10 protein-coding genes are annotated in these 12,130 nt (G+C 34.9%); 8 read left to right on the top strand and 2 right to left on the bottom strand.

Annotated features, from left to right (window positions below):
• Nucleotides 1–6 precede the first annotated feature (6 nt).
• A complete protein-coding gene (locus BM153_RS01570; protein ID WP_092870069.1) occupies nucleotides 7–609 on the top strand; it encodes a DUF5662 family protein in 603 nt (200 codons plus the stop codon).
• Nucleotides 610–661: 52 nt separating this feature from the next.
• Here BM153_RS01570 and BM153_RS01565 read toward each other — a convergent pair whose 3' ends face one another.
• Together BM153_RS01565 and aroC are read right to left on the bottom strand one after the other, a co-directional pair.
• A complete protein-coding gene (locus BM153_RS01565) occupies nucleotides 662–1,543 on the bottom strand; it encodes an RluA family pseudouridine synthase (protein WP_092870067.1) in 882 nt (293 codons plus the stop codon).
• 1 nt (nucleotide 1,544) lies between these two features.
• On the bottom strand, nucleotides 1,545–2,648 hold the full coding sequence (gene aroC / locus BM153_RS01560) for a chorismate synthase (protein WP_092870065.1): 1,104 nt from the start codon (nucleotides 2,646–2,648) through the stop codon (nucleotides 1,545–1,547).
• A gap of 187 nt (nucleotides 2,649–2,835) precedes the next feature.
• On the opposite strand from aroC, the gene tgt reads away from it, so the two are divergent.
• The 7 genes from tgt to BM153_RS01525 all read left to right on the top strand — a co-directional run bounded on the left by tgt (nucleotide 2,836) and on the right by BM153_RS01525 (nucleotide 11,655).
• Nucleotides 2,836–3,966, top strand: a complete 1,131-nt coding sequence (gene tgt / locus BM153_RS01555) for a tRNA guanosine(34) transglycosylase Tgt (protein WP_092870063.1) — start codon at nucleotides 2,836–2,838, stop codon at nucleotides 3,964–3,966.
• 134 nt (nucleotides 3,967–4,100) lie between these two features.
• The gene (gene yajC / locus BM153_RS01550; RefSeq protein ID WP_092870061.1) at nucleotides 4,101–4,466 is read left to right on the top strand and encodes a preprotein translocase subunit YajC; all 366 of its coding nucleotides are present in this window, start codon (nucleotides 4,101–4,103) and stop codon (nucleotides 4,464–4,466) included.
• 154 nt (nucleotides 4,467–4,620) lie between these two features.
• Nucleotides 4,621–5,706 (top strand): 3-isopropylmalate dehydrogenase, encoded by a 1,086-nt coding sequence (gene leuB / locus BM153_RS01545; RefSeq protein ID WP_092870059.1) that lies wholly within the window; start codon nucleotides 4,621–4,623, stop codon nucleotides 5,704–5,706.
• 53 nt (nucleotides 5,707–5,759) lie between these two features.
• On the top strand, nucleotides 5,760–7,430 hold the full coding sequence (gene ilvD, locus BM153_RS01540) for a dihydroxy-acid dehydratase (RefSeq protein ID WP_092870057.1): 1,671 nt from the start codon (nucleotides 5,760–5,762) through the stop codon (nucleotides 7,428–7,430).
• Between the two features lie 36 nt (nucleotides 7,431–7,466).
• On the top strand, nucleotides 7,467–9,152 hold the full coding sequence (gene ilvB, locus BM153_RS01535; RefSeq protein WP_092870055.1) for a biosynthetic-type acetolactate synthase large subunit: 1,686 nt from the start codon (nucleotides 7,467–7,469) through the stop codon (nucleotides 9,150–9,152).
• Between the two features lie 91 nt (nucleotides 9,153–9,243).
• Nucleotides 9,244–10,326 carry a 3-phosphoserine/phosphohydroxythreonine transaminase gene (serC, locus tag BM153_RS01530; RefSeq protein ID WP_092870053.1) on the top strand — a complete coding sequence of 361 codons (1,083 nt, stop codon included), beginning with the start codon at nucleotides 9,244–9,246 and terminating at the stop codon, nucleotides 10,324–10,326.
• 165 nt (nucleotides 10,327–10,491) lie between these two features.
• Nucleotides 10,492–11,655, top strand: coding sequence for a phosphoglycerate dehydrogenase (locus tag BM153_RS01525; protein ID WP_092870051.1), 1,164 nt, complete (start codon nucleotides 10,492–10,494; stop codon nucleotides 11,653–11,655).
• Nucleotides 11,656–12,130 lie beyond the last annotated feature (475 nt).

Below are 12,130 nucleotides of genomic sequence, written 5' to 3'. Positions count from 1 at the left end.
ATTATTATGAATGTTTTGGGACATTTGAATACAATTGTTAAACATAAAAAATTAGTGGGAGAGATGTGCTTTAGGGTAGGACTTTACAAGCAGGGACTGTTACATGACCTGTCCAAGTTTTCACCGGTGGAATTTTTGGTTGGCTGTAAATACTTTTATGGCGATAAAAGTCCTAATTATGGGGAAAGACTGGACAAGGGATATTCTTCTGCCTGGCTTCATCATAAAGGAAGAAACAAACACCATTATGAATACTGGATTGATTATAGCATGAAAAAAGGCGAAGTCATGGCCGGTTCTAAGATGCCTTTTAATTATGTTGCTGAAATGTTCATAGACAGAGTAGCAGCCTGCAAGGTTTATTATAAAGAAAAATATGAGGACAAAACTCCCTATGATTATTATCTGTTAGGCAAAAGTAAGATGGTTATCCATCCCGTAAGTCAAAGACAGTTAAAATTGTTGCTGGAAATGCTTAGAGATTATGGTGAAGATTACACCTTTGACTATTTAAAAAGAGCCTTAAAAAAATACAGACGCATTCAATTTAAAGAGGCTCTCAAAAAAACATTTTGCAAAAAAAATAAAAAAGAAGACAAAAAAAATTAGAAAAATAAAAGATTCCCCGCGTATGATATGTATGATACGAAGGGGAATCTTTTTAATAAAAAAATTTTTTCATGTCATTTGGCATATCGATTTCAAAGTGCATATTCTTATTATCTATCGGATGTGGAAAATCAAGACAGCTAGAATGTAAAGCCTGTCTATTTATTATTGAGTAATCCGGATTATAAAGAAAATCGCCTGGTAGAGGATGTCCGATAAAATCCATATGCACCCTTATCTGGTGAGTTCTTCCTGTTTCTAAATGAATTTCCAGTAAGCTGTATTTTCCTGAAGATAGAATAGGTTTGTAATGGGTAATTGCTTTTTCTCCACTTTTATAATCTACGCATCTTTCGATAATTGATTCTGATTTTCTGGCAATTGGAGCATCAATGGTACCGGAATCATAAACCATTCCTCTTACTATCGCAAGATAAGTTCTTTTAATCATTTTCTTGGTAATCATGTCATATAAAAGACAACCTGAAAGAGGATTTTTTGCAATGATGGTAAGACCTGTTGTATCCTTGTCAAGTCTATTTATACATCTGAAAATAAAGTTTTCTTCGTCTTTGTAATAGTAGGTAACTGCATTGGCCAAAGTGTTGGTATAGTTATTTATAGAAGGATGTACAGGCATTCCGGCAGGTTTATTAATAACCAGAATATCCTCGTCTTCATAAACTATTTCAAGAGGCATTCTGGTAGGCAGGATATTATTTTCATCAAAAATGTCTTTAATAAATATTGTTAAGGTATCATTTTCTTTTAAAACATAATTTACATATTCCCACTTTCCATTAATTAAAATACCTTCTTTTGTTTTCTTTAATCTTGTAATAAGCTTGCTGCTAAGCCCGTTTTCCTTTAAAAAATCCTGAATTTTTTTCCCTGTATCTTCTATTTTAATGTTATAAGTTATAGTTCGATTCATTTTATTTTGTAAAAAACCTTTTAATATTTTCTATTTGATTTGTCATAGATAAAAGAAGCATATCTAAAACAGTGATGGCAGACATGGCTTCTACTACAACTACGGCTCTTGGAACAATAACCGGGTCATGGCGGCCTTTAATATTAATTTGGATGTTTTCTTTCGATTTATTTATAGTATTCTGGCTTGCAGCTATTGAAGGGGTGGGCTTTATATAAGCTTTAAACTTAATATCAAAACCTTCACTGATACCTCCCGTTATGCCTCCGGAATGATTTGTATTTTTACAAATCACACCTTTTTCGTTGTAGTAATAAGAATCATTATTATTTAAACCGGTGTTTTTAGATGCTTCAATTCCATCTCCGATTTCAAAGCCTTTAACAGCGCCGATAGAACAGATACTGTGTGCTAAAACAGCATTTAATTTATCAAAACATGGTTCGCCAACTCCGGAAGGAAGTCCCTTAATAATACATTCAATACTGCCTCCGGAAGAATTTTTTTCTTTTATGCATTTTTCCAAATATTTCTCAGCTTTTATAAAAGCCTCTCTATCTGGCATATATAAAGCATTTTCCTTTGCCTGGTTCATATCAAAGTTACTCTTATCAATGCTTACAGGTCCGATAGAAGAAGTGTAGGCATTGATTATTATACCTAATTCTTTTAATATTTTAACTGCGATTGCTCCGGCAGCAACTCTTCCTATGGTTTCCCTTCCGGATGAGCGTCCGCCACCTCTGTAATCCCTGAATCCATATTTTTCATCAAAAGTATAATCTGCATGTCCGGGTCTGTAATAGGAAGAAATTTCTGAGTAATCCTTAGAATGATGATCTTCGTTAACAACCATTAGAGAAATAGGTGTACCGGTGGTTTTTCCGTCAAAAACCCCCGACATAATTTTTACAAGATCATTTTCTTTTCTTTTAGTTGTAAATTTTGAAGTACCAGGTTTTCTTCTGTCTAAAAAAATCTGAATATCTTCCTCATTTAGTTCAAGACCGGCAGGTACACCGTCAATGACAACTCCTACTCCAAAACCATGGGATTCTCCCCAGGTGGATATTTTAAAAATATTACCTAAAACTGAACCTGACATAGTAAACTCCTTTTTATAAATAATATTTTTTCTGTATCACGAAATCAGAAAAAACTTTAGCGCGTTAATTTAGTCAGTTTATTATTATAAATTAGTTTTGAATACATGTCAAAACGCCAAGTTGATATCATCCCAAAATTATGATAAAATATGCCGATACATGCAAAATTGAAATGAGGATTATAGAATGTTTGAAATAAAGAATATAGATGGATGCGCAAAATCGGGTATTTTTAAAACAGTTCATGGTGATATAAAAACACCGGTATTTATGAATGTAGGAACAGCTGCTGCTATAAAAGGGGCTGTATCCACAGTAGATTTAAAAAATATCAACACTCAGGTTGAACTTTCCAATACATATCATCTTCATGTCAGACCGGGAGATAAAATAGTTAAAGAAATGGGCGGACTTCATAAATTTATGAATTGGGACAGACCTATTCTTACTGACTCAGGTGGATTTCAGGTTTTTTCTCTTGCAAAACTCAGGAAGATAAAAGAAGAAGGCGTATATTTTAATTCCCATGTAGATGGAAGAAAAATATTTATGGGACCGGAAGAAAGTATGCAGATTCAGTCAAATCTTGCCTCAACCATTGCCATGGCATTTGATGAATGTCCTTCAAGTATGGCTGATAGGGAATATGTTAAAAAATCCGTTGACAGAACAACCAGATGGCTAATCAGATGTAAAAATGAAATAGAGAGATTAAATTCCTTAGAAGACACCATTAATAAAAATCAGATGCTTTTTGGTATAAATCAGGGAGCAATTTTTGATGATATAAGAATAGAACATGCAAAAGAAATATCAGATCTTAATCTTGACGGATATGCCATTGGTGGTCTTGCAGTAGGAGAAAGCCACGAAGAAATGTATCATGTGATAGAAAAAGTTGTACCATATCTTCCTTCAAACAAACCGGTTTATTTAATGGGAGTTGGAACTCCTTCAAATATCCTTGAAGCTGTAGAAAGAGGAGTGGACTTTTTTGATTGTGTTTATCCTTCAAGAAACGGTAGACATGGACATGTTTATACAAATCATGGAAAATTAAATCTTTTAAACAAAAAATATGAGCTTGATCAAAGACCTATAGAAGAAGGTTGCGGATGCGAAGCTTGTACCCATTTCACCAGAGGATATATCAGACACCTTTTAAAAGCAAAGGAAATGCTTGGCATGAGATTATGCGTCCTTCATAACCTTTATTTCTACAATAATATGATGGAAGAAATCAGACAGGCTATTGATAATAATGAGTTTGCAGCCTATAAAAAAAGAAAAATTGACGGATTTAATGCCGGAGAATAATAATTAATAAGGATAATAATAAAATAATTATAAAACAAAAGTATTCTAAAAATAAAAAAAGGCTTGATGTTAATCAAAATCTTGTGTAGAATAATTTACGTTATAGTTTTTAAGAATCTTTAGGAGGTAATGATATGGCATTAGCTAATATTTTAGCTACAAGTGGTACAGGTAGTTCCACAATGAGTAATTTATTTGTTGTCGGATGGCTTGCAATTTTATTCGTATTTATGTATTTTGTAATATTTCGTCCACAGCAAAAGGATGCTAAGCGCAAGAAGGCTATGCTTGCAGATTTAGAGGTTGGGGATACAATTCTTACAACAAGTGGATTTTATGGAGTTTGTATTGATATTTCAGATGATACTATAATAGTAGAATTTGGAAATAACAAAAATTGTCGTATACCTATGCAGAAAGCAGCAATAGTAGAAGTTGAAAAAGTTGCTGATGCTACAGGTACAGAGAAAAACGATAAAGTAGAAATCAAAAAGAAATAAGAACTATTTTATATAATAGAAATCTCAGCTATCTGGGATTTCTATTATTTATAAATCTGATTTTAACGGATTAAAGTGAAAAATAATTAAAGAATTAAAGTGCAGATGTATTTAATATAAAAAGTAACTATGTAAAAAGAAAGGGATATTCAAAATGGAAAAAAATATAGCAGTAATAAAAGGTGATGGAATAGGGCCTGAGATTGTTAATGAAGCTATAAAAGTCCTTGATAAAATTGGTGAAGTGTATGGACACACATTTCACTATACAGAGGTGTTAATGGGGGGAGCCTCAATTGATGCATGCGGTGATCCGCTTACGGATGAAGCAGTAGAACAGTGTAAAAAAAATGATTGTGTGTTATTGGGTTCTATAGGTGGAGATACCACCAAATCCCCTTGGTATAAATTACCAGCAGATAAAAGACCGGAAGCAGGATTGTTGAAACTTAGAAAATCTCTTAACCTTTTTGCAAACTTAAGACCGGCATTGTTATATGATGAGCTTAAAGCAGCATGTCCTTTAAAAGAAGAAACTATGGAAAAGGGCTTTGATATGGTTATAGTAAGAGAATTAACCGGAGGTCTGTATTTTGGCGAAAGAAGTACCGTTACCGAGGATGGCATATTGGTAGCGAGGGACTCTCTTAAATACAATGAAAATGAAATAAGAAGAATTGCTATAAAAGGATTTGAAATAGCAATGAAAAGAAGAAAAAAAGTTACAAGTGTAGATAAGGCAAATGTTTTGGATTCTTCCAGATTATGGAGAAAAATTGTTGAGGAGGTAGCTGAGGATTTTCCTGAAGTTACTTTAGAGCATATGCTGGTTGATAATTGTGCCATGCAGCTGGTTAAAGACCCGGGACAGTTTGATGTTATCCTTACAGAAAACATGTTTGGAGATATTTTATCTGATGAAGCCAGTATGGTCACCGGTTCAATCGGGATGCTTTCTTCAGCAAGTTTAAATGAAACCAAATTTGGGCTTTATGAGCCAAGTCATGGTTCTGCTCCGGATATTGCAGGAAAAAATATAGCAAATCCTCTTGCCACTATAGCTTCTGCGGCAATGATGTTGAGATTTTCTTTAGACCTTGAAAAAGAGGCAGACTCCATTGAATCAGCCATAAAACAGGCCTTAAAGGATGGATATAGAACAATAGATATAATGTCAGAGGGAAAAAGACAACTATCCACTTCTCAAATGGGTGACATTATAGCTTCATATATTAAATAAGAACTACGAAAGGAGGAACTGCCGTTAACTTACTATTCGGCAGAAGATTAAATATGAAAAGTGATTCAGTAAGAAAAGGTGTACAACAGGCACCACACAGATCTTTGTTTAATGCATTAGGTTTAACTAAAGAAGAGATGGAAAGGCCACTTGTCGGTATTGTAAGTTCGTACAATGAAATCGTTCCGGGACATATGAATCTGGATAAAATTGTAGAAGCCGTTAAACTTGGCGTTGCAATGGCAGGTGGAACTCCGATAGTATTTCCGGCAATAGCTGTCTGTGATGGTATTGCCATGGGACATGTTGGAATGAAATATTCTCTTGTTACAAGGGACTTAATAGCAGATTCTACAGAGTGTATGGCATTAGCTCATCAGTTTGATGCTTTGGTTATGGTGCCAAACTGTGATAAAAATGTGCCGGGATTATTAATGGCAGCAGCCAGAGTCAATGTTCCTACTGTTTTTGTATCAGGTGGTCCAATGCTTGCAGGACATGTAAATGGTAGAAAGAGAAGTCTTTCAAGCATGTTTGAGGCAGTTGGAGCATATGCTGCAGGTACAATCGATGAAAATGAACTGGAAGAATTTGAAAATAAGGTATGTCCTACCTGTGGTTCATGTTCAGGTATGTACACAGCAAACAGTATGAACTGTCTTACAGAGGCAATAGGTATGGGATTACAGGGTAACGGAACCATTCCTGCAGTTTATTCTGAGAGAATAAAACTTGCAAAACATGCCGGAATGAAAGTAATGGAACTTTACGAAAAAAATATCAGACCAAGAGATATTCTTACAAAAGAGGCATTTATAAACGCATTGACAGTAGATATGGCTCTTGGATGTTCAACCAATACCATGTTACATTTGCCGGCTATTGCTCATGAAGCAGGTGTAGATTTAAATGTAGACATTGCAAATGAAATAAGTTCAAAAACACCAAATCTTTGTCATCTTGCTCCGGCTGGTCCTACTTATATGGAAGATTTAAACGAAGCAGGTGGGGTTTATGCCGTAATGAAAGAGCTTGATAAGTTAAATCTGTTAAATCTTGATCTTATTACAGCAACAGGAAAGACTGTAGGGGAAAACATTAAAAACAGTGTAAATAAAAATCCTCAGGTTATCAGAACTGTTGAAGACCCTTATAGCAAAGATGGTGGAATAGCTGTATTAAAAGGAAATCTTGCACCTGATTCAGGTATAGTAAAGCGTTCCGCTGTTGCACCTGAGATGATGGTACATGAAGGCCCTGCAAGAGTCTTTGATTGTGAGGAAGATGCCATAGATGCTATAAAAGGTGGAAAAATAGTTGCAGGGGATGTTGTGGTTATTAGATATGAGGGACCAAAAGGCGGTCCTGGTATGCGTGAAATGCTCAACCCTACATCCGCCATTGCCGGAATGGGATTAGGAGAAAGTGTAGCATTAATAACAGATGGAAGGTTTTCTGGAGCCTCAAGAGGAGCATCTATCGGACATGTTTCTCCTGAAGCAGCAGTTGGAGGAAACATTGCATTGGTAGAGGAAGGGGATATTATAAAAATTGATATTCCTAATAATACCCTGAACTTTGTTATCTCTGACGAAGAACTTGAGAAAAGAAGGGCAAACTGGAAACCAAGACAGCCAAAAATTACAAGTGGATATCTGGCGAGGTACCATGAACTTGTGACTTCCGGAAATAAAGGGGCAATATTAGAAATCCCTAAAAAATAATAGATTTAATAACAATATGAAAGGCGGAATTGACATATGTTACTTACCGGATCCCAAATAGTAATTGAATGTTTGAAAGAACAGGGAGTTGACACGGTTTTTGGCTATCCTGGAGGTGCAATTTTAAATATTTATGATGAATTATATAAACACAGTGGAGAAATAAGACATGTTTTGACTTCCCACGAGCAGGGTGCATCTCATGCAGCTGATGGTTATGCAAGAGCGACGGGAAAAGTAGGAGTATGCTTTGCTACTTCGGGTCCTGGGGCAACAAATCTTGTTACAGGTATAGCGACTGCGTATATGGATTCCATACCTATTGTTGCCATAACTGCCAATGTAGGTGTGGCGGCTCTTGGAAAGGACAGTTTCCAGGAAATTGACATAGCAGGTGTTACTATGCCTATTACAAAGCATAATTTTATTGTTAAAGATGTAAACAGACTTGCTGATACCATCAGAAGAGCCTTTATAATTGCAAAAAAAGGAAGACCTGGACCTGTTTTAGTTGATATTACCAAGGATGTTACTGCAAATAAAACAGAATATGAATACAAAGAACCGGTAACAGTTAAAAGAAGGACTAATACCATCATAGATGCTGATATAGACAAAGCAGTTGAAATGATAAATGCTTCACAAAAACCTTTCCTGTTTGTGGGAGGTGGATGTGTTATTTCTGATGCATCACAAGAGCTTATTGAATTGGCTGAAAAAATAGATGCACCGGTTACAGACTCATTAATGGGTAAAGGAGCATTTCCGGGTGTAAATGAGCGTTATACAGGTATGCTTGGTATGCATGGAACGAAAGCAGCCAATCTTGGTGTATCACAATGTGATGTTTTAATAGCTGTAGGAGTGCGCTTTTCTGACAGGGTAATAGGGAAAGCATCTGCTTTTGCTAAAAATGCAAAAATAATCCATATAGATGTTGATGCAGCTGAAATCAACAAAAATATAAAAACAAATTGCTCTATTATTGGTGATGCCAAGGCAATTTTAAAAAGAATTGTTGAAAAAGTTGATAAAAAAGATAGAAAAGAATGGATGGATATAATTGCTAAACTTAGAGCTAAGTATCCTCTTTCAATAAAAAATGATGTATTAAACGGACCTATGCTTATAGACGAAATCTATAAAGCAACAAAAGGTGAGGCTATAATTACAACAGATGTTGGACAACACCAGATGTGGGCTGCACAGTATTACAAATACACGAAACCAAGGACATTTTTGTCTTCAGGTGGTCTTGGAACCATGGGATATGGTGTAGGAGCCTGTATAGGTGCAAAAGTTGGCAAACCGGATAAAACTGTCATAAATATAGGCGGTGATGGCTGTTTTAGAATGAACATGAATGAAATAGCTACAGCTGCCCGCTACAATATACCTATCATTCAGGTTGTTGTAAATAACCATGTTTTAGGAATGGTAAGACAGTGGCAATCCTTGTTCTATGGTCAAAGATACTCTCAGACTATCTTAGAAGACAAGGTTGACTATGTTAAACTTGCTGAAGCAATGGGAGCAAAGGGCTTAAGAGCTACTAATCCTGAAGAATTTAGAATTGCAATACAAGAGGCTATAGATTCGAAAACTGTAGTTGTAATTGATGCTGTGATTGACAGTGATGAGAAAGTATGGCCAATGGTGGCTCCAAATACACCTATTAGTGATGTGTTTGATGAAAATGATATAAAAAATGGAAAAATGTAGTTCATATTTGTATAAATATTACTATTGACAAATAATTATCAAAGAACTAAAATACATTTAATTTTTAAAATACTTAAAGGAGGAATTAGAAGTGAGTAGAGTGTATAACTTCTCAGCAGGTCCCGCTGTTTTACCTGAAAGCGTTCTTAAAGAAGCAGCAGAAGAAATGTTAGATTATAGAGGAACCGGCATGTCGGTTATGGAGATGAGTCATCGTTCGAAAGCTTTTGATGATATCATTAAAGAGGCAGAAAAAGATATCCGCGAATTAATGGGTATTCCAGATAATTATAAGGTTCTTTTCTTACAAGGCGGAGCATCTCTCATGTTCTCAATGGTACCATTAAACCTCAAAAAAAATGGTGTAGCAGATTACATAATTACAGGTCAGTGGGCTAAAAAAGCTTACAAAGAAGCTGGTAGATTCATAAAGGCAAATGCAGTTGCATCATCAGAGGATAAGACTTTTACATATATTCCGGATTGTTCCGATCTTCCAATTTCAGAGGATGCTGACTATGTATATATATGCGAAAACAATACAATATATGGAACAAAATACAAAACTCTTCCAAATACAAAAGGAAAGACTCTTGTAGCAGATGTTTCATCTTGTTTCTTATCAGAGCCAATAGATGTTTCCAAATACGGAATTGTCTACGGAGGAGTACAAAAGAATGTTGGACCGGCAGGTGTAGTTATTGCGATAATTCGTGAAGATTTAATACCTGAAGAGGATTTAGAAGGAGTTCCAACAATGCTTCAGTTTAAAACTCAGGCTGATGCAGGGTCATTATATAATACACCACCATGTTATGGAATTTATATTTGTGGTAAAGTATTTAAATGGCTTAAAGCACAGGGAGGACTTGAAGCTATTAAAAAGAAAAATGAAGAAAAAGCTAAGATTCTTTATGATTTCCTTGATCAAAGTGAGTTATTTAAGGGAACAGTTGTTAAAGAAGACCGTTCACTTATGAATGTACCTTTTGTTACAGGTGACAAAGATTTAGATGCAAAATTTGTTGCAGAGGCAAAAGAAGCAGGTCTTGAAAATCTTAAAGGACACAGAACTGTTGGTGGAATGAGAGCAAGTATTTACAATGCAATGCCTAAAGAAGGTGTTGAGAAACTTGTTGAATTCATGAAAGAGTTTGAAGCTAAAAATAAATAATTAATCAGATATTGAGAATTACTTTTACTGTGGTATCGATACTGATGCCACAGTAAATTTTTAGATAATGGCTTATTATCAGTAAGTTTTTTTAAGTTTATAATTCACCATGGTAAATTGATAAATGGATGAATTGTACTAGTTTATTTAATGGAGGATAATGAATTGTTTAAATATACATGTTTAAATCCAATCGCAAGATTAGGACTTGATTTAATGACAGATGCTTTTGTAGAGACAGATAAATACGAAGAAGCTAATGCAGTTTTAGTAAGAAGTGCAAAAATGCATGACATGGAATTAGGCGAAGAGCTTTTAGCTATTGCCAGAGCCGGTGCCGGTGTTAATAACATTCCTGTTGAAGAATGTGCAAAGAAAGGAATTGTTGTATTTAATACACCTGGAGCAAATGCCAATGCAGTAAAAGAGCTTGTTATAGCTGGTATGCTTCTTGCATCTCGTGACATTATAGGTGGTGTAAACTGGGTTGATACTCAGGAAGGAAATGAAAATGTTGGAGCAGCAGCAGAAAAACAGAAAAAACAATATGCCGGAGAAGAAATCTACGGTAAAAAACTTGGTGTAATCGGTCTTGGTGCTATCGGAGCAAGAGTTGCAAATGCAGCAAGTGGCCTTGGAATGAAAGTATTAGGTTATGATCCATATATTTCTGTAGATACAGCTTGGAATCTTTCAAGTACTGTAGAACATATTAAAGATATCAATGAAATATTCAAAAATTGTGATTTCATCACTGTTCATGTACCGCTTACAGCTGATACAAAAAATACAATTGATGATAAAGCAATTGAACTCATGAAAGACGGAGTAGTTATCTTAAACTTTTCAAGAGATGGTCTTGTTAATGAAGATGCACTCTTAAAAGGTTTAGAAAACGGAAAAATTAAAAAATATGTTACAGACTTTGCAACACCTGGTGTTATTGGAAACGAGGATACAATTGTTATTCCACACCTTGGAGCTTCAACTAAAGAGGCAGAAGATAATTGCGCAGTAATGGCAGTTAATCAGCTTGTTAACTATATCGAAAATGGTAATATTAAAAATTCTGTAAACTTCCCTAATTGTGACCTTGGTGTTTGTGAGGTTGCAGGAAGAGTTGGTATTTTCCATAAAAATATCACAAATATGATTGGTCAGTTCACAGCAATTCTTGCAGAAGCTGGAATCAACATTGAAAAAATGACCAACCAAAGTAAAGGTGATTTTGCTTATACACTTATTGATACTGCTGCTACAGTTACAGATGATTTAAAAGCAAAAATCGCAGCTGTAGACGGTGTTATTAAAGTCAGAGTAGTAAAATAATAATAATAAACAAATAGAATATAAGAGATGAGTTATGAATTCTAAGTCATTTATCCGGATTTTGAACGCAGTGTAAGCAATCCTCCGCTTCAAAAGCGTAAGCTTTAAGCGGGGGTATAAGCTTACTAGCGTCAGAAGGGGTTAAAGCCCCTTCTGACAGGTGGCACAAAGTGCCACTGCGTTCATGAGGAAGTAGCGAAGCGGATTCCGAATGTCCGCTTTACTATAAAATGGGGAAATGGATACTTAGAAAGAAAGATAGCTCATCTCTTTTTTGTTTTTTACATAAATTGATTGAATATTTTCATATTAATAAAAATTACTAGATTTAGAGTTTTTGATTTTTATTAATAAGTTTAAAATATGATTAGTCAATTTAACGGCAATTGCTTCATATGAAATCTATTATTTGTAATAATTTATAATTGACCGATTGGAATTAGGGCATTAAAATTGTACATGAGCGTTATGAAAA

Origin of the sequence: Acetitomaculum ruminis DSM 5522 (assembly GCF_900112085.1) — a bacterium.
GTDB classification, from domain to species: domain Bacteria; phylum Bacillota; class Clostridia; order Lachnospirales; family Lachnospiraceae; genus Acetitomaculum; species Acetitomaculum ruminis.
This window is presented reverse-complemented; position numbering and strand designations above follow the sequence as displayed.